Origin of the sequence: Asanoa sp. NPDC049573, from assembly GCF_040676615.1 — a bacterium.
Lineage (GTDB): Bacteria > Actinomycetota > Actinomycetes > Mycobacteriales > Micromonosporaceae > Asanoa.
In genome coordinates this window covers 57,543-83,342 of sequence record NZ_JBFAPI010000020.1, presented here as the reverse complement: position 1 = coordinate 83,342, position 25,800 = coordinate 57,543, and the positions used below count along the sequence as shown (strand labels likewise).

Sequence of the window (25,800 nt, the reverse complement as noted above, 5' to 3'; positions counted from 1 at the left end):
GGGCATGTGTCTTCGGATCAACACCCGCCGCGGCTTGACGTCGACCGGATCCTGAGCGATCCGGGCGTTCGCATCGTGGTCTGTTGCGGCTCGGGTGGCGTCGGCAAGACCACGACCGCCGCCGCCCTCGCCCTGCGGGCCGCCGAACAGCATGGCCGGCGCACCGTCGTGCTCACCATCGACCCCGCCCGCCGCCTCGCGCAGTCGCTCGGCCTGACCGAGCTCGACAACACGCCCCGGCCGGTCAAGGGCGTCGGCGAGAGCAGTGAGGGCTCGCTGCACGCGATGATGCTCGACATGAAGCGCACCTTCGACGAGGTGGTGCTCGCGCACACCGACCCGGCGAAGGCGGCGGAGATCTTCGCCAACCCCTTCTACCAGGCGATGAGCTCGACCTTCTCCGGCACGCAGGAATACATGGCGATGGAGAAGCTGGGCCACCTGCACGCGCAGGGCGAGTGGGACCTGATCGTGGTCGACACCCCGCCGTCGCGGTCGGCGCTCGACTTTCTCGACGCACCGGCCCGGCTGGGCCGGTTTCTCGACGGCCGGATGCTGCGGCTGTTGCTGGCGCCGGCGCGGGCCGGCGGCCGCAGCGTGTTCGGCCTGGTGACAGCGTCGTTCGGGGTGTTCTCGCGGGTCGTACAAAAGGTGCTTGGTGCGCAGCTCTTGACTGATTTGTCGGGTTTTGTCGCCGCCCTCGACTCGATGTTCGGCGGCTTCCGGCAACGCGCCGAGCAGACCTTCCAGATCCTGCAGGCGCCGGAGACGGCGTTCCTCGTGGTCGCCACCCCGGAGAAGGACGCGATCCGGGAGGCGGCCTATTTCGCCCGCCGGCTCGGCGAGGAGCGGATGCCGCTGGCCGGGCTGGTGGTCAACCGGGTGCACGGCACCCAGGTGCCGCAGCTGAGCGCCGATGCGAGTCTCGCCGCCGCGGCCGAGCTGGCCGACGCCGGCGAGCAGGCGCCGACCGCCGACGCGTTGCGCATCCACGCCGCGCTGGCCTCCCTGGCCGACCGGGAACGCGCGGTGACCGCGGGCTTCGCGGCGGAGTTCCCCGAAGTGGCCACGGTGTCCGTAACCGCACAGCCCGCCGATGTCCACGACATCGACGGGCTGCGGATGATCGGCTCGGCTATCAGCCAGCCGTGACCAGCGACTTGTCCTTGTTGCGCAGCGCGGCCTCGAACATCTTGCGCCAGCTGGCCACCTGCGGGTGGCGCCGCAGCAGGGCCCGGCGCTCGCGCTCGGTCATGCCACCCCAGACGCCGAACTCGATGCGGTTGTCCAGCGCGTCGGCCAGGCATTCGTACCGCACCGGGCAGCTCCGGCAGATCCGCTTCGCCACGTTCTGCTCAGCGCCCTGCACGAAAAGCGCGTCCGGGTCCCCGTTCTGGCATGCCGCCAACGTCGGCCAGTCTGTGATCATGCCCATCAGTCCACGTCCCCCCTTGCAGTCCGCTACCGATCTCTCCACACCAGTCGGACTCCCGACCTCGAGTCGGCAGGTGTTGCCCCCGGTCACCCACCGCTCCGTTTCCCCCGGGATGCGGCGGGTGGCGCGCGATACTCGCGGGACCATCATGCTCCGTAGTCGTCTGATTACGCAACGTTGTCAGATAAATACATCACAACCAGGACACTCTTCGCCTGTCGGATAGCGCGACGGCTCAGATGCCTCGTACGCGGAAAATTTCGCCTGGATTCGGTCAAAAGCCAACACAGACCTCAGCAGTCCGGCAGAATCGTCGGTGCTGGTGCCCACCGGCTGCCGGAGCGTGCGCATAACACAACAACGACCCCGGCTCCGGAAAGACGTTGGCAGTGGCGCGTCGGATTTACCTTCTCGCGTGCGGTGTTGACTTCTGCCCACCAAACGCGGGACGCGAGATTGTTGTGCGTTCCCGTACCCTGTCGGGGTGAGTGAGCGGAGTGCGCAGGCTGGGAAGCCCCGCAAAAAGAGCTGGATGCGGCGACGTGACCACAACATCTTCGCCAACGCGGCATCGCTGATCATCTGTGGCGTCCTGGCCGGGGTGGTCGTCGCAGCCGCGGCGTTCCCCGCTGTCGCGATGTCGGGCCTGGCCGCCAAGGCGGGCGTCGAGACCTTCGACAAGCTGCCGACGGAGCTGACCCTCAAGCGCCCGCCCCAGATCAGCTACATCTACGCCAGCGACGGCAAGAAGCCGCTGGCCACGATGTATGACGAGAACCGGCGCGACGTCGGGCTCGAAGCCATGGCCAAGGTCATGCAACAGGCCATCATCGCCGCCGAGGACCACAACTTCTACCAGCACAACGGTGTCGACATCAAAGGCATCGGCCGGGCGTTCGTGGCCAACAACAAGGCCGGCGAGACCGCGCAGGGCGCCTCGACGCTCACCATGCAATACGTCCGGCTCGCGATCGCCTACTCGGCGACCGACCCGCAAGACGTGGTCGCCGCGACCGAAGACACGCCGCAGCGCAAGATCCGCGAGATGCGCTACGCCCTCCAGATCGACAAAGAGCTGGGCAAAGACGAGATCCTCGAGCGCTATCTGAATACGGCGCCGTTCGGCAACGGCGCCTACGGCGTCTACGCCGCGAGCCAGGTCTACTTCGCCAAGGAGCCCAAGGACCTCACGATCGAAGAGGCCGCCATGCTCGCCGGCATGGTCAAGGCGCCGTCGGAGTTCGACCCGACCACCGAGACCGGCTACCCGCAGGCCGTCGCCCGCCGCAACTACGTCATCGACAACATGTTCGAGATCGGCGCGATCACCGCGGAGCAGCGCGACAAGGCCAAGGCGGTCAAGCTCACCGTCAAGGGCAAGCGGGCGCCCAACGGTTGCGTGGCCACCACCAAGAACAGCTGGGGCTTCTTCTGCGACTTCTTCTACCGCTGGTGGATGGATCAGGAGTCGTTCGGCGCGACCACCTACGACCGCGAGCGGCGGCTGAAGAGCGGCGGCTACAAGATCGTCACGTCGCTCGACCCGCGGGTGCAAGACGCGGCGAAGGCCAATGTGGAGCAGTACTACAAGACCGGCAAGAACCATCCCAACGCGTTGATGGTCGCGGCGGTCGAGCCCGGCACCGGCTACGTGCGCGCGCTGGCGGTCAACCGCAACTACAAGCTCGACCCGACCGACAAGCCGCAGAACGGGATCTCCACCGACCCGGCGAAGAAGAAGCGCAAGGTCCGTGGCACCTATCCCAACACCACCAACCCGCTGCTGACCGGTGGCGGTGACATCACCGGCTACCAGGCGGGCTCGACTTTCAAGATCTTCACGTTGGTCGCGGCGCTCGAAAGGGGCTTCCCGCTCAGCTACACGATCAACGCGAAGCCTGTCTTCCAGTCGAAATACATCGTCGAATACAACGGGCCGAGCGCCTGCCCGGGCACCAACAAATACTGTCCACAGAACGCCAGCAAGAGCATGGCCGGCGTGCACAACATGTGGTCCGGTTTCGGTGCCTCGGTCAACACGTTCTTCGTGCCGCTCGAGCAGGCCGCCGGCGCGGCCAACGTGGTCGACGCCGCCAAGCGGATGGGCATCAAGTTCCGCGCCAAGAGCGACGCGGTGATCGCCAACAACAAGGAGGGCGCCGACCAGTGGGGCGCCTTCACGCTCGGCGTCTCGGCGACGACCCCGCTCGACCTGGCCAACGCCTACGCGACGCTGGCCGCCGACGGCAAATACTGCGAGCCCAACCCGGTGCAGGAGATCATCGCGCCCGACGGCGCCAAGCTCGACGTCGCCGCACCGCGCTGCCGCAAGGCGGTCGACACCGAGGTCGCCCGCGCCGCGGTCGACGCGGCCCGGTGCCCGGTGGGCGACAACTCCTCGGTGTCGCGGTGCGCCGGCCGGACGGCCGGCGACGTGCACCGCATCGTCGGCTACCCGGTGGCCGGCAAGTCCGGCACGACAGACAGCGAGAAGACCGCGTCGCTGGTCACGATGACCAAGCAGCTCGCCGTCGCCGGGATCCTGGCCGACCCGGACTGGGCCGAGACCACCCACGACATGGAGCACGGGATCGTCAACCCGGCGGTCTACGAGACGCTGCGCGACGGCATGAGAGCCATGAAGGCGCCGCAGAAAAACTTCACGCCGCCCGACAACGGCAAGTTGATCAACGGCGACCAGCGCTCGATCCCCAACGTGGAGTGCCAGTCGGTCGACACCGCGCGCTCCCGGCTGAAGGGCGCGGGCTTCGAGGTCGACGTCGACTCGATCCCGGTCGACTCCAAGTGCCCGGAGGGCTCCGTCGCCGGCACGTCACCCGACGGTCGCACGATCAAGGGTGGCGTCGTGGTGATCGAGGTCAGCAACGGCAAGGGCGGCGGTCCGGCCGGCGGCGGTCCGGGCGGTGGCGGCCCTGGTGGTGGCGGGCCTGGTGGTGGCGGGCCTGGTGGTGGCGGGCCTGGCCGGCGCGGAGGCTGACGAACAGCAGGTCAACGGGCTCGCCGGCGTTGTCCGGCGGGCCCGTTGTCGTTGGTGGGCCCAGTGGTGAGAACCCTCACGCGATTTCCGGGATGACCGCGTATGTCCGGGGTATTTCACCCACGTGCCGGAGGCTCCCAGCGACCTTCCGGCTACAGTCGGTAGGCTGCCGAAGGTCATTCGCTTTTGGTTGCACTACCGCGAACAACTGCACTGACCGGAAAGAATCGTGCGACTGGATCACGAACGCATCGTCCGCGACGTGACGGCGCGCCTGACCCGGGCCTCGTCAGTCGAAGAAGCATGCCGGGTGACTGTCACCACGCTCAGTGCCCACACGGGCGCGATGACGGCTGCTCTGCTACCGGTGCGTGACCATCTACGGTGTGTCGCCGCTGCCGGTTCCTGGCACGTCTTCACCACCGTGCAACGTGGGCGCGGTGTGTCCGGTCGGGCCTTCCGCACCGGCGAGACGCAGACCGTCACCTCCCCGGACGACGACCCCGACTACATCCCGCTCAACGCGCCGGACGTACGCCTGGAAGTCTGTGCTCCCTTCATGGACAACGACGGGCGCCCGATCGGCGTGCTCAACGTGGAGTGGCGCACCGAGACCGATGTCGAATCCGCGCGGCTCATCGTCGAGGCCATCGCCGGGTGCCTCGGCGACCGGATCACCCGGCTCGGCGGCCCCCCGGCCGAGAACCGCAGCGAGAAACTGCTCCGGCATGCCGCCGCGCTGACCGCGGCGATCAGCGAGTGGGAGTTGATGGCGGCCGCGAACGACGCCGCCCGCGACGTCTCCGGCCTGTCGGCGGCGGTCCTGGTGATCGCCGACGACCAGCGGATGCACCTGGGCATGCCGACCTATCTGCCCGGCGAGTTCGAGTTGAAGCTACGCGACGTGATGGCCATGTTCCCCGAGAAGGCGCTGCGCGAACTGGTCGACATCGCACACACCCACGGCTCCTCCTACACGCTCGGCGAGACGGGCCACCGCGTGCCGCACCTCTACCGCCCGCTGCTGGACGCGGGCGTCGGGACGCTGATCTCGGTGCCGGTCGGTCCGGCCGACACCGGCGGCGTGATGCTGATCGCCGACGAGAGCAACACCGAGCCGGACCCGTCGACGGTCAACCTGATGGAGTCGCTGGCCGCGCAGGCCTGGGTCTGCCTGGACCGGCTGCGTACCCTCGCGAAGCTCCAGGAACTGGCGATGTCCGACCCGTTGACCGGGTTGCGGCACCAGGTGCCGTTCGGCGAGCGGATCAGGACGGCGACCCCGGGCCGCACGGCGCTGCTGGCCATCGACATCGACCAGTTCAAAGTCATCAACGACACGTACGGACACCAGGAGGGCGACGCCGTCCTGGTGGCGGTCGCCCGCGCGCTGCAGGCCGCGCTGCGGCACGTCGACGAACTGTTCCGCCTGGGCGGCGACGAGTTCGTGGCGGTGCTGGAGGTGCGTCACCCGAGCGAGGCGATGAACATCGCGGAGCGCCTGGCCCAGGCCGCCCGCGCGATCGGCCGCACGGTGAGCATCGGGGTGGCGATGGTCGACGACAACGAGCCGCCGGAGCGCGCGCTGCGCCGGGCGGACGCGGCCCTCTACGGCGTCAAGCGCGACGGCCGCGACGGCACCCGCATGGCCGCCTGATTTCCTTCGGGAATGGAAGAGGGCACGAGCGGTTTCCCGCCGTGCCCTCTGCAAACCTGGTCGGGGTGGCCGGATTCGAACCGACGACCTCTTCGTCCCGAACGAAGCGCGCTACCAAGCTGCGCCACACCCCGAGGCGTGCCGAGCAATACTAGCCCACCGCCCACCCGGGTCAAATTCGGTATACCGACTCAGCGGGGGATGAGCGTGAGCAGCGTCGCCTCCGGTCGGCAGGCGAACCGGATCGGCGCCGTCGGGTGCGTGCCGAGGCCGGCGGAGACGTGCAACCAGGCGGTGGTGCCGGGCCATTGGTGCAGGCCGCTGGCCATCGAGCGGGGCAGGCCGCAGTTGGTCACCAGGGCGCCGACGAACGGCACGCAGACCTGGCCGCCGTGGGTGTGCCCGGCGAGCATCAAATCGAATCCGTCGCGGGCCATCTCGTCGAGCACCCGCGGCTCGGGCGTGTGGGTGAGGGCGAGCCGCAGATCGGCGGCGGGCGAGGCCGGGCCGGCCACCGACTGGTAGTCGTCGCGCTCCACATGCGGGTCGTCGACCCCGACGAGTTCGATCAGCCGCCCGCCCGCTTTGAGCGATGTCCGCGCGTTGTTGAGGTCGGCCCACCCGGCGCCGACCAGGACCTCGCGGAGCTCCTCGGTGGGTAGCTCGACGCCCTGCACGTACTCCCGATCTTTGTTGAAATAGCTCAGCGGGTTCTTGAACACCGGCCCGCGATAGTCGTTGGAACCGAACACGAACGCACCCGGCACGTCGAGCAGCGGCTGCAGGGCGCGCATGACGCCCGGCACCGCTGCGGGGTTGGCCATGTTGTCGCCGGTGACAACGACCAGGTCCGGGTCGGTGCCGGCGAGGGCGGCCACCCACCGCTGCTTACGCCGCTGGTCGGGCATCATGTGCAGATCTGACAAGTGCAGGATGCGCAACGGCTCGGCATCGGTGGCCAGCACCGGCACGTCGACCCGCCGGAGGGTGAACAGGTTGCGTTCGACCAGCGAGGCGTAGGCGAAGGTGGCCGCCCCCGCTGCTGCCGTGCCGGCCGCGAGCCGGTATGCCGTGCGCTTTCGCATGGGACTCAGGGTAGTTTGTGCCTTCATGAGCACGCTCAAGGACGTCCTCACCGCCGACATGCGGGCGGCGCTGAAGGCACGCGACGAGATGACGACGTCGACGCTGCGTCTGGCCCTGGCCGCGATCGGCAACGCCGAGGTGGCCGGCAAGGAAAAGCGGCAACTCTCCGACGACGAGATCCTCGCCGTGCTCACCCGCGAGGCGAAGAAGCGCCGCGAGGCGGCGACCGCGTTCGCGGACGCGGGACGCACCGAGCAGGCGGCGAAGGAGGCGGCCGAGGGCGAGGTTCTCGACCGCTACCTGCCGAAGCAGCTTGGCGACGAGGAACTGGCCTCGATCGTGGCGCAGGCCCTTGCCGCCGGCGGCATCAGCGGGAAGGCCCAGATGGGGCCGGCGATGAAGGCGGCCCAGGCCGCCGTTGCCGGCCGAGCCGAGGGCGGCCGGGTTGCCGCTGAGGTCCGGCGCCAGCTCGGCAACTGAGGGTCTCTCGACGAATCGTTGCCGCAACCGCCCCCCTGCGCCAACGCCGATCGGCGTTGGGACGGACCTGTCCTCCCCCTGACAACCACACGCCGGACGCACCGCCATGCCGCGGTCGCGGCATCGGACCGCGGCACGAGCGGCGCCGCACGCGGCCGTTGCGGCAACCCAAACCGGTTGCCGCGACGCGGCGGCGAGGGATCGAGGGCTTACTTGGTGGTGAGCTCCGCGGCTACCAACTCGGCGATCTGAGCGGTGTTGAGCGCCGCACCCTTGCGCAGGTTGTCGCCGGTCACGAACAGGTCCAGCGCTCGCGGGTCGTCCATCGCCCGGCGGATGCGCCCGACCCACGACGGGTCGGTGCCGACCGCGTCGATCGGCATCGGGAACTCGCCCGCGGCGGGGTCGTCGACCAGGATCACCCCGGGTGCGTTGCGCAACGCCTCGCGGGCGCCCTCGGCCGTGACCTCCGTGCCGAACACAGCGTGTACGGCGACCGAGTGGCCGGTCACCACGCCGACCCGGACGCAGGTGGCCGACACCTTGAGGTCGGGCAAGCCGAGGATCTTGCGTGACTCGTTGCGGAGCTTGAGCTCCTCCGACGACCAGCCCGCGTCCTTCAGAGACCCGGCCCACGGCACCACGTTGAGTGCCAGCGGGGCAGGGAACGGGCCCAGGTCGTCGCCGATCGCCTGGCGGACGTTGCCGGACCGCGAGCCGAGAGCGCGGTCACCGGCGATCTTGGTCAACTGGTCGTGCAGGGTGTCGACGCCGACCTGGCCGGCGCCGGACACCGCCTGGTAGGAGGCCAGCACCAACTCGCGGAGGCCATATTCGCGATGCAGCGGCGCGATGGCCACGATCATGGCCAGCGTCGTGCAGTTGGCGTTGGCGATGATGCCCTTGGGCCGGTTGCGGATCTGCTCCGGATTGATCTCCGGGACCACCAGCGGCACGTCGCGGTCCATTCGGAACGCGCCCGAATTGTCGACCGCGACCGCGCCCAGGGCCGCCGCCCGCGGGGCCCACGACGCCGACACCTCGTCGGGGACGTCGAACATCGCCACGTCGACGCCGGCCAGGGACGCCTCCGACAGCGGCTGGACCGTCAGCTCCTCGCCGCGGCAGTAGACCTTGCGCCCGGCCGACCGCTCCGAGGCCAGCAGGCGGATCTCGCCCCACACGTTCTTTCGTGCCGACAGCAACTCGCACATCACGGTGCCGACGGCTCCGGTCGCGCCGACCACTGCTAGGGAAGGCAGACCGGACACCGGGCTCACCTCCCGGTCCCCGCGTAGATCACAGCCGCCTCGGTGCCGCCCAGCTCGAACGCGTCGTGGACCGCGCGGACCGCCTCGTCGAGGTCGGTGTCGCGGCAGACGACGGAAACCCGGATCTCCGAGGTGGAGATCATTTCGATGTTGACGCCGGCCTCGGCGAGCGCGGCGAAGAACTTGGCGGCCACGCCGGGGTGGGACCGCATCCCTGCGCCGACCAGGGAGACCTTGCCGACGTGGTCGTCGAAGAGCAGGGTCTCGAAATTGATCTCGGACTGCACGCGGTTGAGCGCGGCCATCGCCACCGGGCCGTCGGCGCGGGGCAGGGTGAACGAGATGTCGGTGCGGCCGCTCTGGTGCTCGCCCGCCTGGCCGGTCGAGACGTTCTGCACGATCATGTCGATGTTGATCTCGGCACCGGCGACCGTCTCGAAGATCTTGGCGGCCGCGCCCGGTTCGTCGGGGACCGAGACGATCGTGATCTTGGCTTCACCGCGGTCATGAGCGACTCCGGTGATCAGTGCCTGCTCCACTGGGAGATCCTCCATCGATCCGGTGACGATAGTGCCGGTGTTCTGTGAGTAGGACGAGCGGACGTGGATCGGCACCTTGAAGCGCCGGGCGTATTCGACGCACCGCAGCATCAGCACCTTGGCGCCGCAGGCGGCCAGGTCGAGCATCTCCTCGTAGGTGATCTGCTTGATGTGTCGCGCGTTTGGCACGATACGCGGATCGGCGGTGAACACGCCGTCAACGTCGGTGTAGATCTCGCACACGTCGGCCGACAGCGCCGCGGCCAGCGCGACGGCGGTCGTGTCGGACCCGCCCCGGCCCAGCGTCGTGATGTCTTTCGTGTCCTGCGAGACGCCCTGGAACCCGGCCACGATCGCGATCGCGCCCTCGTCGAGCGCGCCGCGCAACCGCCCGGGAGTGACGTCGATGATCCGGGCCCGGCCGTGCATCGACGTGGTCAGCACACCGGCCTGCGAGCCCGTGTAGGAGCGCGCCTCGTAGCCCAGGTTCTGGATCGCCATCGCCAGCAGCGCCATCGAGATGCGCTCGCCGGCGGTCAGCAGCATGTCGAGTTCGCGCCCGGCGGGCAGCGGGCTGACCTGGTGTGCGAGGTCGAGCAACTCGTCGGTGGTGTCGCCCATCGCGGACACTACGACCACCACGTCGTTGCCGGCCTTGCGGGCATCGACGATGCGCTCGGCCACCCGCTTGATCCGCTCGGCGTCGGCGACCGACGAGCCGCCGTATTTCTGCACAACAAGCGCCACCGCGGAACGCTCCCTCTCAGATCTTGCGCGCCCACGCGACGCCAGGTTCGACGCCACGAGGCGAACGTGCCAACGCCGCCGGGTTGGCCGCCGGCGGCGCGCGATTTTCCCCCGTCAGGGTACCGGCGGCCAGGGTGTGAGGGGAGTCGCGATCCCACCATCTGACGGACCGTCACACACCGTTCACGATCAGAAGTTCCACCAGACCGGAGACACGCCGGCACGCATGGACCGGTCTACATGGCAGGACCCCCACAATGAACCTTGTGTGGGCGTACGGGGTGGGCCCGCGCCGGTGGTTCGCCGGCGCGCTGGCCGGCGTGCTGCTGCTCACCGGCTGTGGCGCGGATCCCGACCCGGCGCCCACCGAGCCGACCCCGACCGGCCCTACGCCGACCGCCGAAGCCGCCGCGCGCGACCAACTGGCCGCGCTGGCCGCCGCCGCACAGGACCGCACGCTCACCGCGATCTACACCTACCGCGCCGGCGACAAGGAGCGCAGCGTCTCGGTCACGATCGCGACAGACGGCAGTTGGCGGGTCGACGTTCCCGATCTCGCGCTGGGCGGCACGGTCGACATCTCGATCGTCCATAACGAGATCGGCCTCTTCCAGTGCGCCCTGCCGTCGGCCGACGAGGCGGTCACGCCGAGTTGCGTGCAGATCGGCAACCGCGACGCCGAGGTGCCGGCGGCCATCGACCCGCAGGTGCAACGCCCGCTGGTCACCGTCCGCCACGTGTTGACCGACCAGGGTGCGCCGCTGGCCGTCTCGACCGCCGCGCGGGTGCCCGGTGCCCGCGGCTCCTGCTTCGCGGTGGAGACCACGACGGCCTCCGTCAGCGCCGCCCTCGATGTCGGGATCTACTGCTACGACGCCGACGGCACACTGACCGCCGCCCGGCTCGACTACGGCGATCTGGTGCTGGCCGGCGCGCCCGGCCCGGCGCCGGCAACGGTCGCGATGCCCGGCCCGGTCAGCGACGGCAAGCCGCTCGGAATGGCTGCCCCGCCGACACCCACGCCGAGCGTCACGGGGAGTACCCAACCGGCGACCTGACGAGACTTCTGTCTCAGAGTCCGGAAGGTGCTTGGCAAAACGCCCACGAGGTCACGTAGGGTGATCGTTGTCATGTGGCATCGCGACCTCCTGCTTAAGTGCCGCGACGGGGCCTCTCAGGCCGGCACCCCGTCGCGGAGCTGAGTCGCGCCGTCCGCTCCTGCACGAAGATCTTCAACTTCCCAGCCGACCGACGGCGCCCATGACAATGCCTCAGGAGCCTCAGCGATGTCTGACGTCACGTCCATGAATCCCATCGCCCGCCAGAGCACCAGCCGCATGCCTTTCCAGCGCTACGCGTCCTACCACGAACAGTTCGGCGTAGACCTGCCCGACCGCACCTGGCCCACCCGCCGCGTCGAGATCGCGCCCCGCTGGTGCGCCGTCGACCTCCGCGACGGCAACCAGGCGCTGATCGACCCGATGTCGCCGGAGCGCAAGCGCCGGATGTTCCACCTGCTGGTCGAGATGGGCTACAAGGAGATCGAGGTCGGCTTCCCGTCGGCCAGCCAGACCGACTTCGACTTCGTCCGCCAGCTCATCGAAGACGACATGATCCCCGACGACGTGACGATCCAGGTGCTGACCCAGTGTCGCGAGCACCTGATCGACCGCACGTTCGAGTCGCTGCGCGGCGCCAAGCGCGCGATCGTGCACTTCTACAACTCGACCTCGACGCTGCAGCGCCGGGTGGTGTTCGGCCTCGACAAGGACGGCATCACCGACATCGCCACGAGCGGTGCGCGGCTCTGCCAGAAATACGCGGAGATCCACACGCCGGACACCGAGATCTTCTACGAGTACTCGCCGGAGTCCTACACGGGCACCGAGCTGGAGTACGCGCTCGAGGTGTGCTCCGCCGTGATCGACGTGATCGACCCGACCCCGGACCGCCCGCTGATCATCAACCTGCCGGCGACCGTCGAGATGGCCACGCCCAACGTCTACGCCGACTCGATCGAGTGGATGCACCGCAACCTGCCCCGGCGGGAGAGCGTCGTGCTGAGCCTGCACCCGCACAACGACCGCGGCACCGCCGTCGCCGCCGCCGAGCTGGGCGTGCTGGCCGGCGCCGACCGGGTCGAGGGTTGCCTGTTCGGCAACGGCGAGCGCACCGGCAACGTCGACCTGGTCACGCTGGGCCTCAACCTGTTCTCGCAGGGCGTCGACCCGCAGATCGAGTTCGGCCGGATCGACGAGATCAAGCGCACGGTCGAATACTGCAATCAACTGCCGGTGCACGAGCGCCACCCGTACGCCGGTGATCTGGTCTACACCGCCTTCTCCGGCTCGCACCAGGACGCGATCAAGAAGGGCCTCGACGCCCTGGCCAAGGACGCCAAGGAAGCCGGCGTGCCGATCGACGACTTCGCCTGGGGCGTGCCCTACCTGCCGATCGACCCGCGCGACGTGGGCCGCACCTACGAGGCGGTCATCCGGGTCAACTCGCAGTCCGGCAAGGGCGGCGTCGCCTACATCATGAAAGAGGAGCACAACCTCGACCTGCCGCGCCGGCTGCAGATCGAGTTCTCCGGCGTGGTGCAGGGCTTCACCGACAACGAGGGCGGCGAGGTCGAACCCGAGCGGATGTGGGAGATCTTCGCGGCCGAATACCTCACGCCGCGGGCCAACGACATCACGCTGCAGGGGTACGCGACCGCCACCGTCGAGGACAAGGTGGAGGTCGAGGCGACCGTCGGCTTCGCCGGCGAGCAGCGCGTGTTGACCGCGATCGGCAACGGCCCGATCGACGCCTATGTCAACGCGATCCAGAGCATGGGCATCCGGGTCCGCGTGCTCGACTACGCGGAGCACGCCATGTCGTCGGGTGGCGACGCCCGGGCCGCGGCCTATGTGGAATGCGACGTCGACGGCAAGACCGTCTGGGGCGTCGGCCTCGACCCCAACATCGTCAACGCCTCGATGCGGGCGATCACCAGCGCGGTCAACCGCGCCCGCAAGTAACCGGCGATCCCGGTAAGACCGGAGCCCGGCACCCGAACACGGGTGCCGGGCTCCGGGCTGTTTCAGCGCAGCAGGTTGAACTTCTCCCACGGCCCGATCGCGACCCGGTTGGCGATCAAAGGCCGCGCACCGGCCTTCTCGGCCGTCACGTACTTCCCGTTGACCTGCGCGCGCAGGCTCTCCGTCCCGTCGGCGTTGGCGATCACCGTGAACGTCTCCCACGGCCCGACCGCGGCCCGGTTGGCGATCAGTGGCTGCGCACCGGCCTTCTCCGCGGTCACATACTTGCCGTTGACCAGCGACTTCAGCGCGACCTTGCCGCCACCGAGGTCCTCGACGAAGAAGAACTCCCACAAACCGGGCACGCCTCGGTTGGCGATCAGAGGCTTCTTGCCCGCCGACTCGGCCGTCACATAGCCGCTGTTGATCACCGCGAGGATCGGCGCGGGCCCGGCGCCGGCGGCGAACCGGGTGAACTTCTCCCACCGCCCGATCACGGTGCGGTTGGCGATGCTCAGGGGAAGGGCATGGCCGTTCGCCGGCATCTCGGCCGTGATCTCCAGTGCGTCGCAGCGGGAGACCGGCGGTGCGATCGCAACGGCACCGGCGCCGGCAACCGGAGCCCGGCACCGAATTCGGTGCCGAGCCCCGGCCTGGCTCAGCCGTAGATGGCGAACTTCTCCCACGGTCCGATGGCCGTCCGGTTGGCGATCAGCGCCTTCTTGCCGGCCGACTCGGCGGTCACGTACTTCCCGTTGATCTGTGCCTGCAGGCTCTGCGTCCCGTCGGCGTTGGTGATCAGTTTGAACGTCTCCCACGGCCCGACGACGGCCCGGTTGGCGATCAGCGGCTGGGCGCCGGCCTTCTCGGCGGTCACGTACTTGCCGTTGACCAGCGACTTGAGCGCGACGTTGCCGTTGCCCAGGTCCTCGACCGTGAAATATTCCCACTGGCCCACGACACCGCGGTTGGCGATCAGCGGCTGCGCGCCGGCCTTCTCCGCGGTCACGAACATGCTGTTGACACCCGCGTGGATGGGGCCGGGGCCCGTGTTGTCGGCGTAGCGGTTGAACTTCTCCCACGGCCCGATGGCCGCCCGGTTCGCGAACAGCGGCTGCGCACCGGCCTTCTCGGCGGTCACGTACTTGCCGTTGACCCTTGACCGCAGGCTGACCGTGCCGTCGCTGTTGCCGATGACCTGGAACCGCTGCGCGTCGGTGATCGCGTCGGTCCACGTCCAACGCAATGCGGTTGTTTCGTTGACCACGGTCAACCGCGAGCTGTTGGCGCGCTGCTTGATGGCGACGTCACCACCGCCGGCGTCGAAGAACTCGAAGTCGGCCTCTTTGGCCTCCGGAGCGATCTCGATGGCCCGCACCGAGTCGACCAGACCCTGGTTGTTGGGCCCGCTGGCGGCTGTGATGACGTAGCGGAAGTTGGCGAGCGAGAACAGGTTGAAGACACCCAGCGAAGCCGGCGGCGGGGGCGGCGGCGGCTCGCACGACGACGGCTTCGTCCAGCGCCCCGTCGCCACCGGGCCGACACCCGCGATCCACACGTCGACCGGCACGTTCACCTTGTTCCAGGCGAACCGCCAGGTCTTCGCCGCGCCGCCGGGCTCGACCACCAACGTCGGCTGGTTGGCGTAGTCGATGTGCATCGGAGCCGCGTAGCCACCCGCCGGCATCGCGACGGTGATCTCGAACTCGTCGCAGTGCGAGGCGAATGCGACGGTCGGCTGCACCGGCTCACCACACAGCGGCAGGAGCAGGCCACCCGAGTACGTGACGGTAGAGCCTTCGAGCCGGAACGACATGACCGCGGCCTGGTTCGCCTGGTAGCTGTGCACGGTCATGGTCACGACTAGCGAACCCTGCGACGCCGGCGGCAGGACGTCACCGACCGCGATGCCGCTGATGCTGCTGACCGGGGCGCCGGGGCTGGCGGACACCTGCGTGACGGCCAGTGGGGTCTCGGTGGCATTGGTGATGGTCGTCGTCATCGTGTGGGTGGCGCTGGCCGGGTCACACACGGAGCTGCCGATGATCTTCGGCCGGGGTATGTCGGCCAGTGCCGGCGATGCCACGGCAACGGCGCCGGTCGCGCCGACCAGCGCGGCGACGGTAATCGCGATCTTGGATTTCACACGCACCGGCGCAGCATATTGTCAAAGATCATCGGGCCGCTGTCCCCTTTTCAGGCATCGCCCTCGCGCACAGGGTGGACCGAGTGGGAGGCCGTCGTCATGGTGGTCACCGCGCGGTGCCAGAAGACCCTGGGCAACCCGACGCAGAAGATCAGCGCCAGCAGCGCACCGGCCGCCATCAGGCCCGCGCACCAGAGCATTGCCGAGCGGAAGGCCGCGGTCAGCTCGGCCGGCACCTGGTAGGCCTCGCCGGTGAGGCTGACCAGCAGCGGCAGCGCGGCGATCGCGATCAGGGCACCGGCCCGGGCCGCGGCGTTGTTGACTCCGCTCGCGATGCCCGAGTGCCGCATGTCGACGGCGGCGAGCACGGCGGTGGTCAACGGCGCCACCAGCGTGGTCAGACCGAGACCGAAGAGCAGCACACCAGGGAGTACGTCGGTCAGATAGTCGGCGTCCGGCCCGATACCGCGCAGCAGCAGTATCCCGATCGCGGCGATCAACGGGCCGGCCGTGAGTTGCCAGCGCGGCCCGATCCGGGTGGCCAGGTCGCCCGAGCGGGCCGAGAGCAACAGCATCAGCCCGGTCGCGGGCAACGTGGCCAGGCCGGTCTGCAACGCGTCGTACCCCGCGACGTTCTGCAGGGTCACGGCGAGGAAGAAGCTCTGGCCGCTGAGGGCGGCGTACACGACGACGGTGTAGAGGTTGAGCACCGTGAAGACGCGGCTGCGGAACAGCGCAGGCGGGGTCATCGCCGCGTCGCCCTTGTGCCGTTCGACCAGCACGAACGCGATCGCGCAGGCCACGCCGACGCCGATCGCGCCGACCACCAGCACCGAGCCCCAGCCGTCGTCGGGCGCCTCGATCAGCGCGAACGTGATGCCGGCCAGTGCCAGGGCGGCCAGCGCCGCGCCGGTCACGTCGAACCGGGTGGCCTCTTTCGGCGCGCGGCTCTCCGGGATCCAGCGGACCGACGCGAGGATGGCCAGCACGGCGAGCGGCACATTGATCAGGAAGGCCCACCGCCAGGAGAGGGCGTCGATCAGGTAGCCGCCGACGAACGGGCCGAGCGCGGTGGAGATGCCGGAGAAGCCCGACCACATGCCGATCGCCCTGCCACGGTCGTCGGCCTGGAACGACGCCTGGATGATGGCCAGCGAACCCGGGGTCAGCAGCGCTGCGCCGGCGCCCTGCAGGAAGCGGGCACCGATCAGCATGCCGATCGTCGGCGAGGCCGCGCAGAGCACCGACGCGATGGTGAACCAGACGATGCCGATCATGAAGATTTTCCGGCGGCCGAGGCGGTCGCCCAGCGAACCGCCGAGCAGCACGAAGGCCGCGAGCGTGAGCAGATAGCCGTTGACGGTCCATTGCAGACCGGCGACGGTCGAACCCAGGTCCGCCCCGATGTGCGGCAACGCGACGTTGACAATCGTGCCGTCGAGGAACGCCATCCCCGAGGCGAGGATGGTGGCGAACAGCACGCCGCGACCGGCCGCTGACTTCAGCCGGAGGGGGGTGGCCATGGTCATCTGCCCAATCTGCCCCGAGCGGTCCCGGACTACCAACGAATCGCCGAAGGTACGGGCGGTTCTCGCCACTGTGGTCACCAGGGCGCACGCTTAGGACGTGCGTACCCCTGGCATCTTCGTCAATGTTCTTGTCGCTGTCGCCGTGCTGGCCGGCGCCGCCGGTTGCGTCCCGGTTGAGCCCGGTTCGGCCGGCCCACGAACCACCGGAAGTGGTGTTCCGGCCACCGAATCGACCGGCCTGCTCGACCAGTTGACCGTTGCCCGGTCGGGCTCGATGAGCGGCTACAGCCGGGAGCACTTCCCGCACTGGCGCAAGGCCGGCAAGAACTGTGACGTGCGTGACACGGTGCTGCGGCGAGACGGCTCGGGTGTCGAGCTGAGCGGGTGCAACGTGGTCGGCGGGCGGTGGGTCAGCGTCTACGACAACAAGGTGTTGACCGATCCCGCCGATATGGACATCGACCACATGGTGCCGCTGGCCAACGCCTGGCGGTCCGGCGCCGATGAGTGGGACGACAAGAAGCGCGGCGACTTCGCCAACGACCTGACCAGGCCGCAACTCTTCGCGGTTTCGCTCAACAGCAACCGGGCAAAAGGTGACCAGGACCCGTCGCAGTGGAAGCCGAGCAACCGGAGCTTCTGGTGCGAGTACGCGCAAGACTGGATCGCCGTCAAGCACTACTGGAAGCTGACGGTGACCAGCACCGAGAAGGACGCGCTCGCCGACATGCTGGAGACCTGCTGATGGCCGATGACAGCGCCAGACAATCCGACCTGACCGCCGGCCCGGGCGGGGTGATGACCGACGAGGTCGGCGTCATCACCGGCGACCTGACGTTGCGCTCCGAGTTGACCGGAGGCAACGTCATCCTGAAGATCCAATACAAAGACGCCGCCGAGTGGTACGCGGTGACCGGCGGCAAGGCGTCGCTGAAGGACCCCGCCGACTTGGACGCGGTCCACTCGATCGCCTTGGCCCTACTCCACCGCCCATCGGGCTAGCCCACCCCGCGCAACGACGTCCGCTGTCAGCCGGCCGCAAGCACGCAGTGGCCGGCGGTTTCGCTCCGCCGGCCCAGCCGGCGCACTTTGGCCGTGACCGTAACCAACGGCGGACCTGGCAAGCGCAGCGAAGCGGAGCGATCCCCGGCGGGAGCGACGGTCGCGCCCCGGACGGGCCCGGGACATGGCCCTTCGTGCCTTAAAGGCGCCAGCGAGAAGAACCCGTCCCCGGCGGGAGCGACGGTCGCGCCCCCGACGGGCCCGGGAACCGGTGTATCTCGTCTTTAAGCTGCCTTGGTGCGGCCGACTACCTCTTCGTCGTCGGCGACCGGGAAGTGGCACGCGGTCTGGTGGTCGGCCGAGTCGCCGGGCCGAACGACCAGTGGCGGCTCTTCCGTGGCGCAGATGTCCTGCGCCTTCCAGCAGCGGGTGCGGAAGCGGCAGCCGGAGGGCGGGTCGATCGGGCTCGGCACGTCGCCGGTCAACAGCACCCGCTCGCGCTGGTTGGAGGCGCGCCGGCGCGGGTCGGGCACCGGAACCGCCGACATCAGGGCGACCGTGTAAGGGTGCCGCGGGTTGGCGTAGAGCGTCTCGCGGTCGGCGACCTCGACGATCTTGCCGAGATACATGACAGCGACCCGGTCCGAGATGTGCCGGACGACCGAGAGGTCGTGGGCGATCACCACGTAGGTCAGGCCGAGTTCGGCCTGCAGGTCTTCGAGCAGGTTGACGACCTGGGCCTGGATCGACACGTCGAGCGCGGAGACCGGCTCGTCGGCGACGATCAGCTTCGGCTTCAGCGCCAGCGTGCGGGCGATGCCGATGCGCTGCCGCTGGCCGCCGGAGAACTCGTGCGGGTAGCGGTTGTAGTGCTCGGGGTTGAGGCCCACCAGCTTGAGCAGGTCCTGCACCGCGCGCTTGACGCCGTGTTGGGTCTTGACGCCCTGGATCTCGAACGGCGCACCGACGATCGCACCGACCGTGTGGCGCGGGTTGAGCGACGAGAACGGGTCCTGGAAGATCATCTGCATGTCGCGCCGGTAGGGACGCATCGCGCCGGTGCTCAGGTGCGAGATGTCCTTGCCGTCGAACATGATCTTGCCGGCGGTCGGCTCCGCGAGGCGGGTGATGAGGCGACCGGTGGTGCTCTTGCCGCAGCCGGACTCGCCGACGAGGCCGAGCGTCTCGCCCTTGAACACCTCGAAGTCGATGCCGTCGACGGCCTTGACCGCCGCGACCTGCCGCTTGAACAGACCCTTGGTGATCGGGAAGTGCTTCTGCAACCCGCTCACCGAGAGCAGCGCCTCTTGCTTCAGGGGCCGCGTCGCGACGCTTTCCTGAGCGGTGCTCTCCGTCATGATGATGCCTCCAACTTCGGGCGGACCTGCTCCTGCCAGATCCGCTTGCGCTCCGCCACCGGCAGGTGGCAGCGCACCAGGTGGCCCCGACCGGCCTCGGTCAGCTCGGGAACCCGGGTCGAGCCCAGCCCGCCGGTCTGCGCCTCGAAGGCGCAGCGGGGGTGGAACGCGCACCCGCTCGGCACGTTGATCAGCGACGGCGGGTTGCCCTTGATCGGCAACAGCCGCTCGCTGACCCCGCGGTCGAGCCGCGGCATCGAGCCGAGCAGGCCCCAGGTGTAGGGGTGCTCGGGCTCCTCGAAGATGGTGACCGCGGAGCCGTACTCGATGCACTTGCCGCCGTACATGACCAGCACGTCGTCGGCCAACTCGGCGACCACGCCCAGGTCGTGGGTGATGATGATCAGCGCGGAGTTGAACTCTTCCTGCAGGTCACGCATCAGGTCGAGGATCTGCGCCTGCACGGTCACGTCGAGCGCGGTGGTCGGCTCGTCGGCGATCAGCAACTCCGGGTCGCAGGACAGCGCCATCGCGATCATCGCGCGCTGCCGCATGCCGCCGGAGAACTGGTGCGGGTAGTCGTCGACCCGGCGGTCCGGCTGCGGGATGCCGACCCGGCCCAGCATGTCGATGGCGTGCTTCTTGGCGACCGCCTTCGACACGTTGTTGTGCACCCGGTAGGCCTCGATGATCTGCGTGCCCACCGTGTAGTACGGGTGCATCGCCGACAGCGGGTCCTGGAAGATCATCGCCATCCGGCGGCCGCGCATCTTGCGGACCGTCTCCGGGTCGGCGTTGACGATGTCGGTGCCGTCCAGCACGATCTCGCCGGACACCCGGGCGTTGCGCTTGTTGTGCAACCCCAGGATGCCGAGGCTGGTCACCGACTTGCCCGAGCCGGACTCGCCGACGATGCCCAGCGTCTTGCCGCGCTGCAGCGAGAAGTTCAGGCCGTCGACGGACTTGACCAGGCCGTCGTCAGTGGGGAAGTGGATGCGCAGGTCCCGCACATCGAGGAAGGCATCTGGAGCGGGCATCAGGCCAGCCTCACCCTCGGGTCGATGACCGCGTACACGACGTCCACGATCAGGTTTGCGATGACGACGAAGCCGGCGGCGAAGAGCACGAAGCCCATGACCTTCGGCATGTCGTTGGCACTGATGGCGTCGATGGCGTACTTGCCGATGCCCTGCAGGCCGAAGGTGCTCTCGGTGAGCACCGCGCCGCCCAGGAGCAGGCCGACGTCGAGGCCGAAGATGGTGGCGATCGGGGTCAACGCCGCGCGCAGGCCGTGCCGGGTCACGACGGTGTGTTCCTTGAGGCCCTTCGCCCGCGCGGTGCGGATGTAGTCCTCACCCATCGTCTCGAGCATGCCCGCACGGGTCAGTCGGGCATAGGCCGCGGAGAACAGCAAGGCCAACGTGATCCAGGGCAGGATCAGGTCGTACGCCCATTCCCCGGGATTTTGCTCGATCGGTGTGTAGGAGCTACCCGGCGCGGTCCAGTGCAGGGTGTAGCTGAACAGGACCAGCGAGACGAGGCCGGTCCAGAAGATCGGGAGCGAGACGCCGCCCAGCGCGACACCCATCGCCATGCGGTCGAAGACGCTGCCTCGCTTGAGTGCCGACAACACGCCCGTGGCCACACCGAAGATCACCCAGATGATCGCCGCGCCGAAGGCGAGTGACGCGGTGACCGGAAGCCGGTCGAGGATGTCGGGCAGCACCGGGTTGCGGCCGATGAAGGAGTACCCGAGGCAGGGCGCGGGGCAGTGAGCCTGGGTCGCGCCGAACGCGAAGTCGCGGCCGACGAAGATGGCCTGCAGCCAGTCCCAGTACTGCGTGAAGAAGGGCTTGTCGAGGCCGAGCCCGTGGGCCGCCTCGGCGACCTGCTGTGCGTTGGCCGTCCGGCCGACATAGCGGGACGCCAGGCTTTCCGGCGTGCCGCCTGCCCACCGCGGCACCAGGTAGAAGATGCCGAAGGTGATCATGCTGACGATCAGCAGCGTCAGCACGGCGCCGAACAGGCGCCGAATGATGTACGTGACCACGAAGCTCGGCTCCGGCGGCCGACCCAACCCGGTTGCCCGGGGCGGGCCGGCCGCCGCTCGCCTTCACCTACCTCACTTGGGGGTGCTTGCTAACCAAGAGGTGTAGCTGGAACGGATTTACTGAACGCCCATCGCCAGGTAGTCGTACATGCCGTACGCGTCGTTGACGAAGACGTTGGTGGTGTTCTTGCTGCGCAGGGTGACCTGCTTGCCCCAGACACCCGGGAGGATGACGGCCTCTTCCATGACCCGCTTGTCGATGGCGCCCCACTCGGCGTCACGCTTGGCGGTGTCGGTCTCGGCGATCGCCTCGTCAATCATCTTGTTGACCTCGGGGATGTTGACGCTCAGGTTGGACGAGCCACCGGTGTCCCGGATGACCCGGCCGTCGACGATCTGCGACAGGAAGCCGAAGCCGTCGTTCCAGTCAGCACCCCAGCTGTTGATCATCAGGCCGAGGTTGTTCTCGTTGCGGTAGCTCGGCTTGCCGGCGTACAGCGCGAAGTAGTCACCAACCGGGAAGCCCTTGAGCGTGAGCTTGATGCCAACCCGGGCGAGGGACTGCTGCAGGGCCTCGGCGGCCGCCTTCTCCTTCGGGCGCTCGGCCCGGAAGGCGACGTTGGTCTCGAAGCCGTTCGGCTTGCCACAGGCCTGCAGAGCGGCCTTGGCCTTGTCGAGGTCACCCTTGTTGTCCGGGCCGGCCGACCACACGTCGAGCTTCTGGAAGCCCGGGATCTGCGGCGGCATGAGGCCGGTCGCGATCTCGCCGCCGGCCTGGGGGCCGCCGTACGCCGTCTGGTAGGTGGTCCGGTCCGCCGCGTACTCGACGGCCTTGCGGCACTCGATGTTGTTCAGCGGAGCGATGTTCGGGTTGATCGAGGTGTAGTTCAGCCGCGCGGCGAGCGGGTTGTCAGCGCGGGCCTTGAGGTCCGGCTGGCCGAGCACGCGGGACAGAGCCGCGGGCTGCACACCGGTGCCGGCGATGTCGACGTCGAGCGAACCGTCGATGATCTGGTTGTCGATGTCGTCGGCCTGAGCGCCGATCGTCACGTCGTAACCGTCCGGCAGTGCCTTGCGGTTGGGGTCCGTCGCCGGGTCCCACTGGTCGTTGCGGACCAGCTTGAAGCCCTTGCCAGCGTCGTACGACGCGAACTTGTAGGGGCCCGAGGAGATCACGTGCTCCTTGTACTTCGCACCCGTGTCCTTCGCGGCCGGGACCGGCGCGGTGGCCGGGATCTGCGCGAAGTAGTCGAAGCCACCGAACGGCTTGTTGAGGTGGAAGACAACGGTCAGGTCGTCCGGCGTGTCGATCGCCGGGTTGTCCTGGCCCTTGCTCGAGTAGGGGCCCTTGTAGCCCTTGAGGTCGAGGAAGTCGTTGAAGTAGGTCGGGCCGTTGACCAGCGTGGCCTTCTCCAGCGAACGCGACACGCCGTACTCGACGTCCTTGGACGTGATCGGGGTGCCGTCCTCGTACTTCAGGCCCGGCCGCAGCTTGTAGGTCCAGGTCTTGCCGCCGTCGCTGGGCACGCCCAGACCCTCGGCGAGGTCACCGGTCAGCTCGCTACTGGTCTTGCCCGGGCCGACCTTGAACATGGTCAGCGAACGGGTGTAGAGCCGCGAGAGGTTCCACGACAACGCGTAGTACGTGTCGCCGGGGTCGACCGAGTCCCAGTCGTCCGAGATCGCCATCTTCAAGGTGCCGCCCTTTTTCTCGGACGGGTTGAACACCTTGCCGTTGGCGGCATCGAATGCGGCAGTGGTGGTGGTGCCACCGCTGCTGCTGTCGGTGTTGGAATCAGTGCCCCCGCCGCCACAGGCGGCGAGCGCGAGGGCGGCTGCGACGCCAACGGCGACGCCAGTCACCAACCTTCTCTTCATCTACTGCTCCCCTTCGTTGAGAGGTGGTGGGGCTTCGGGTGGAACCGGTCGGAGCTCATCGCGTCTTTGGGTCAAGCGCGTCGCGGAGTCCGTCTCCGAAGAGGTTGAAGGCCAGCACGGTGATGAAGATCGCCAAGCCGGGCCAGAACATGTAGTGCGGGATCGTGTAGTAGTGCACGGCCTCGCTGAGCATGCCGCCCCAGGTCGCCGTCGGCGGCCTGATGCCGACGCCGAGGAAGGACAGGCCGGCCTCGAACAGGATGTTCGTGGGGATCAGCAGCGTCGCGTAGATCAGGATCGGCGCCACCAGGTTGGGCAACAGCTCCTTGCGGAGGATGTAGCCGCTGCGGGCGCCGAGGCTGCGGGCCGCGTCGACGAACTCGCGCTCGCGCAACGAGAGCGTCTGGCCACGCACGATGCGCGCCATGTAACCCCAGTTGAAGAAGCCGATGATGAAGATCAGCAGGGTTATTCGGAGCGTGTCACCGGAGAGCCCGAACGCCTTGTCGGGGATGACGCCGGCGAGCGCGATCGCGAAGACCAGGATCGGGAACGCGAGGAACAGGTCCATCGCGCGACTGATCACCCAGTCGACCCAGCCGCCCAGGTAGCCCGCGACGACGCCGAGCGTCGCGCCGATGACCACCGAGAGCAGGGTCGACAGGAACGCGATGAGCAGCGAGATGCGGGCGCCGTAGAGGACGCGGCTGAAGATGTCGCGGCCGAACGGCGGCTCGACACCCATCAGGTGCTTGGAGTCGAAGTGCCCGAAGGGGAACGTCGAGGTGGGCGACTGCGTCGCCGGGTCCATCGTCTCCTGGTGGAAGGAGTTCGGTGGGTAACCCCACGCGTGCACGATGAGCGGCGCGAAGATCGCGATCAGGATCAGCAGGATGATCACGATGCCGCCGGCGAGAGCGGCCTTGTCCCGCTTCAGCCGGCGCCAGGCGATCTGGCCAAGGGAGCGTCCTTCGATCGCCTTCTGGGAGCCCTCGGCTTCAGCCGGCGGCTCTCCGACAGGGACCTGATCGGAAATGGACGCGTCGGGGCCAACGACCATCAGTTGCCCGGTCCTTTCCCCGGCCGCCGCGCGCAGGTGACCGTGAAGCCCGCAGGGCGGACCGGTCCCCGCCGCGTCGACAACCGATCGGTTGGCGCGTACGTGGAGAGTTCGTGTTGACCGCCCGACTGTGTTGAGCCGAACGGGCGCGCGAACGACAGCGACGTCGTGCCGCTGCGTACCGAACAATTTCTCGCGTCGTCGCTCAGCGTCAAGGCCGGGCGGTGGGCGTAACCAACTTCAGGCCTGCCCGTAATGACAATGTGACCTGCCAACTCGGAACCTCGGGTAATCGGGGGATAACGCTGTGCCCGGACGTGAGAACGTCTTCGGTGTGACGGTCATGCTGGCACACGTAACGGCCAGTGTCACACCGGCCCCCGGTATCGAAGCGGACAGATTGCCCGCATATGCCCGATGAGTGGCTTTTGCAGTGCCTAAGTTGCGGCGATTTGGGGTCTGTGTTCTCTGGACAGTGACTCAGACCGCACGCCGGCCCTCGAAGGCACGGCCCAAGGTGATCTCGTCGGCGTATTCCAGGTCGCCGCCGACCGGTAGTCCGCTGGCCAGCCGGGTTACGGCGATGCCCATCGGCTTGACCAGGAGGGCGATGTAGGTCGCCGTGGCTTCACCCTCGGTATTCGGATCGGTCGCCAGGATCAGCTCCTTGACCTCGCCGGACCCGAGCCGGCTCATCAGCTCGCGAACCCGCAGGTGGTCGGGGCCGATGCCTTCCAGCGGATTGATCGCCCCGCCGAGCACGTGGTAGCGGCCGCGGAACTCACCAGTGCGCTCGATCGCGACGACGTCTTTGGGCTCTTCGACGACGCAGAGGTATTCGCCGCTGCGCCGCGGGTCGCGGCAGATCCGGCACTGCTCGGACTCGGCGACGTTGAAACAGATGGTGCAGAACCGCACCTGGTCTTTCACCCGGTTGAGCACGCTGGCCAGCCGGGTGACGTCGGCCGGGTCGGCCGCGAGGATGTGGAACGCGATCCGCTGTGCGCTCTTCGGGCCCACGCCGGGGAGTCGGCCCAGCTCGTCGATCAGGTCCTGGATCGCGCCTTCGTACACCGTGGTGTCCTGGTTTCCTAGAAGCCGGGCAGGCCGAGGCCGCCCATCCCGCCGCTGACCGGGCCCATCTTCTCCTCGGTGAGGGCACGCACCGCCTCGGTGCCGTTGCGCAACGCGGCCAGCACCAGGTCTTCGAGCGTCTCGACGTCGTCGGGGTCGACCGCCTTGGGGTCGATCTTCACCCCGAGCACCTCACCGGTGCCGCTCAGCGTGGCGGTGACCAACCCGCCGCCGGCGGTGCCGGTCACCTCGGCGTCGGCGAGCTCCGCCTGCGCGTCGGCGATCTGCTGCTGCATCTTCTGCGCCTGCTTCATGAGCTGCTGCAGGTTGGGCTGTCCACCGGGGCGCACGGGGAACTCCTGTCGTCGAAACCGTCGGTCTCTTAAGAGACTAGTGGGGTGATCGGACCGGGTGCGGCCGAGGTGCGCCTGTGGCTGTTGTTGCCGGGCCCGCAGTTATCGAGGCGC

At 68.5% G+C, this 25,800-nt stretch carries 22 protein-coding genes and 1 tRNA gene; 8 read left to right on the top strand and 15 right to left on the bottom strand.

Annotated elements, in window-relative coordinates:
• The first annotated feature begins 6 nt into the window (after positions 1–6).
• Positions 7–1,152, top strand: coding sequence for an ArsA-related P-loop ATPase (locus tag AB0J74_RS32575; protein ID WP_363454875.1), 1,146 nt, complete (start codon positions 7–9; stop codon positions 1,150–1,152).
• Here the strand turns inward: AB0J74_RS32575 and AB0J74_RS32570 are convergent.
• Positions 1,139–1,435 (bottom strand): WhiB family transcriptional regulator, encoded by a 297-nt coding sequence (locus tag AB0J74_RS32570; RefSeq protein ID WP_089254707.1) that lies wholly within the window; start codon positions 1,433–1,435, stop codon positions 1,139–1,141. The genes AB0J74_RS32575 and AB0J74_RS32570 overlap by 14 nt on opposite strands.
• A gap of 532 nt (positions 1,436–1,967) precedes the next feature.
• On the opposite strand from AB0J74_RS32570, the gene AB0J74_RS32565 reads away from it, so the two are divergent.
• Positions 1,968–4,433: a transglycosylase domain-containing protein gene (locus AB0J74_RS32565; RefSeq protein ID WP_363454871.1), complete on the top strand. Its 2,466-nt coding sequence runs from the start codon at positions 1,968–1,970 to the stop codon at positions 4,431–4,433.
• Positions 4,434–4,668: 235 nt separating this feature from the next.
• Entirely contained in the window at positions 4,669–6,090 is a 1,422-nt protein-coding gene (locus AB0J74_RS32560; protein ID WP_363454968.1) for a diguanylate cyclase, read from the top strand.
• A gap of 57 nt (positions 6,091–6,147) precedes the next feature.
• On the opposite strand, the gene AB0J74_RS32555 is transcribed toward AB0J74_RS32560, so the two are convergent.
• Positions 6,148–6,224 (bottom strand) — tRNA-Pro (locus AB0J74_RS32555).
• Positions 6,225–6,281: 57 nt separating this feature from the next.
• Complete coding sequence (locus AB0J74_RS32550; RefSeq protein WP_363454868.1) at positions 6,282–7,175, bottom strand: metallophosphoesterase; 894 nt, start codon at positions 7,173–7,175, stop codon at positions 6,282–6,284.
• 25 nt (positions 7,176–7,200) lie between these two features.
• Here AB0J74_RS32550 and AB0J74_RS32545 point away from each other — a divergent pair, with 25 nt between their 5' ends.
• On the top strand, positions 7,201–7,656 hold the full coding sequence (locus AB0J74_RS32545; protein WP_363454866.1) for a GatB/YqeY domain-containing protein: 456 nt from the start codon (positions 7,201–7,203) through the stop codon (positions 7,654–7,656).
• A 209-nt stretch (positions 7,657–7,865) separates the two neighbouring features.
• On the opposite strand, the gene AB0J74_RS32540 is transcribed toward AB0J74_RS32545, so the two are convergent.
• Both AB0J74_RS32540 and AB0J74_RS32535 read right to left on the bottom strand, forming a co-directional pair.
• Positions 7,866–8,927, bottom strand: coding sequence for an aspartate-semialdehyde dehydrogenase (locus AB0J74_RS32540; protein ID WP_363454864.1), 1,062 nt, complete (start codon positions 8,925–8,927; stop codon positions 7,866–7,868).
• Positions 8,928–8,932: 5 nt separating this feature from the next.
• Entirely contained in the window at positions 8,933–10,213 is a 1,281-nt protein-coding gene (locus tag AB0J74_RS32535) for an aspartate kinase (protein ID WP_363454862.1), read from the bottom strand.
• A gap of 257 nt (positions 10,214–10,470) precedes the next feature.
• Here AB0J74_RS32535 and AB0J74_RS32530 point away from each other — a divergent pair, with 257 nt between their 5' ends.
• Together AB0J74_RS32530 and leuA are read left to right on the top strand one after the other, a co-directional pair.
• Positions 10,471–11,271: a hypothetical protein gene (locus tag AB0J74_RS32530; protein WP_363454860.1), complete on the top strand. Its 801-nt coding sequence runs from the start codon at positions 10,471–10,473 to the stop codon at positions 11,269–11,271.
• 228 nt (positions 11,272–11,499) lie between these two features.
• Positions 11,500–13,236: a 2-isopropylmalate synthase gene (gene leuA / locus AB0J74_RS32525; protein WP_363454858.1), complete on the top strand. Its 1,737-nt coding sequence runs from the start codon at positions 11,500–11,502 to the stop codon at positions 13,234–13,236.
• A 62-nt stretch (positions 13,237–13,298) separates the two neighbouring features.
• Here leuA and AB0J74_RS32520 read toward each other — a convergent pair whose 3' ends face one another.
• From AB0J74_RS32520 to AB0J74_RS32510, 3 genes are all read right to left on the bottom strand, one after another.
• On the bottom strand, positions 13,299–13,781 hold the full coding sequence (locus AB0J74_RS32520) for a hypothetical protein (protein WP_363454856.1): 483 nt from the start codon (positions 13,779–13,781) through the stop codon (positions 13,299–13,301).
• 113 nt (positions 13,782–13,894) lie between these two features.
• Positions 13,895–15,388, bottom strand: coding sequence for a hypothetical protein (locus AB0J74_RS32515; RefSeq protein WP_363454853.1), 1,494 nt, complete (start codon positions 15,386–15,388; stop codon positions 13,895–13,897).
• Between the two features lie 44 nt (positions 15,389–15,432).
• A complete protein-coding gene (locus AB0J74_RS32510; RefSeq protein ID WP_363454965.1) occupies positions 15,433–16,905 on the bottom strand; it encodes an MFS transporter in 1,473 nt (490 codons plus the stop codon).
• A 103-nt stretch (positions 16,906–17,008) separates the two neighbouring features.
• Here AB0J74_RS32510 and AB0J74_RS32505 point away from each other — a divergent pair, with 103 nt between their 5' ends.
• Positions 17,009–17,656 (top strand): HNH endonuclease family protein, encoded by a 648-nt coding sequence (locus AB0J74_RS32505; protein WP_363454850.1) that lies wholly within the window; start codon positions 17,009–17,011, stop codon positions 17,654–17,656.
• Complete coding sequence (locus AB0J74_RS32500) at positions 17,554–17,913, top strand: hypothetical protein (RefSeq protein WP_363454847.1); 360 nt, start codon at positions 17,554–17,556, stop codon at positions 17,911–17,913. Before AB0J74_RS32505 ends, AB0J74_RS32500 begins: the two co-directional genes overlap by 103 nt.
• Positions 17,914–18,197: 284 nt before the next feature.
• Here the strand turns inward: AB0J74_RS32500 and AB0J74_RS32495 are convergent, their stop codons facing one another.
• The 7 genes from AB0J74_RS32495 to AB0J74_RS32465 all read right to left on the bottom strand — a co-directional run bounded on the left by AB0J74_RS32495 (position 18,198) and on the right by AB0J74_RS32465 (position 25,659).
• The gene (locus AB0J74_RS32495; protein ID WP_363454845.1) at positions 18,198–19,271 is read right to left on the bottom strand and encodes a dipeptide ABC transporter ATP-binding protein; all 1,074 of its coding nucleotides are present in this window, start codon (positions 19,269–19,271) and stop codon (positions 18,198–18,200) included.
• Positions 19,268–20,308 carry an ABC transporter ATP-binding protein gene (locus tag AB0J74_RS32490; RefSeq protein WP_363454842.1) on the bottom strand — a complete coding sequence of 347 codons (1,041 nt, stop codon included), beginning with the start codon at positions 20,306–20,308 and terminating at the stop codon, positions 19,268–19,270. The genes AB0J74_RS32495 and AB0J74_RS32490 overlap by 4 nt, the downstream gene beginning before the upstream one ends.
• Positions 20,308–21,321, bottom strand: coding sequence for an ABC transporter permease (locus AB0J74_RS32485; RefSeq protein WP_363454839.1), 1,014 nt, complete (start codon positions 21,319–21,321; stop codon positions 20,308–20,310). The genes AB0J74_RS32490 and AB0J74_RS32485 overlap by 1 nt, the downstream gene beginning before the upstream one ends.
• A gap of 117 nt (positions 21,322–21,438) precedes the next feature.
• Positions 21,439–23,199, bottom strand: coding sequence for an ABC transporter substrate-binding protein (locus AB0J74_RS32480; protein ID WP_363454836.1), 1,761 nt, complete (start codon positions 23,197–23,199; stop codon positions 21,439–21,441).
• A 55-nt stretch (positions 23,200–23,254) separates the two neighbouring features.
• Positions 23,255–24,259: an ABC transporter permease gene (locus AB0J74_RS32475; protein WP_363454833.1), complete on the bottom strand. Its 1,005-nt coding sequence runs from the start codon at positions 24,257–24,259 to the stop codon at positions 23,255–23,257.
• Between the two features lie 480 nt (positions 24,260–24,739).
• Positions 24,740–25,333, bottom strand: a complete 594-nt coding sequence (recR, locus tag AB0J74_RS32470) for a recombination mediator RecR (RefSeq protein WP_363454830.1) — start codon at positions 25,331–25,333, stop codon at positions 24,740–24,742.
• 17 nt (positions 25,334–25,350) lie between these two features.
• A complete protein-coding gene (locus AB0J74_RS32465) occupies positions 25,351–25,659 on the bottom strand; it encodes a YbaB/EbfC family nucleoid-associated protein (RefSeq protein WP_363454962.1) in 309 nt (102 codons plus the stop codon).
• Between the last annotated feature and the right edge of the window lie 141 nt (positions 25,660–25,800).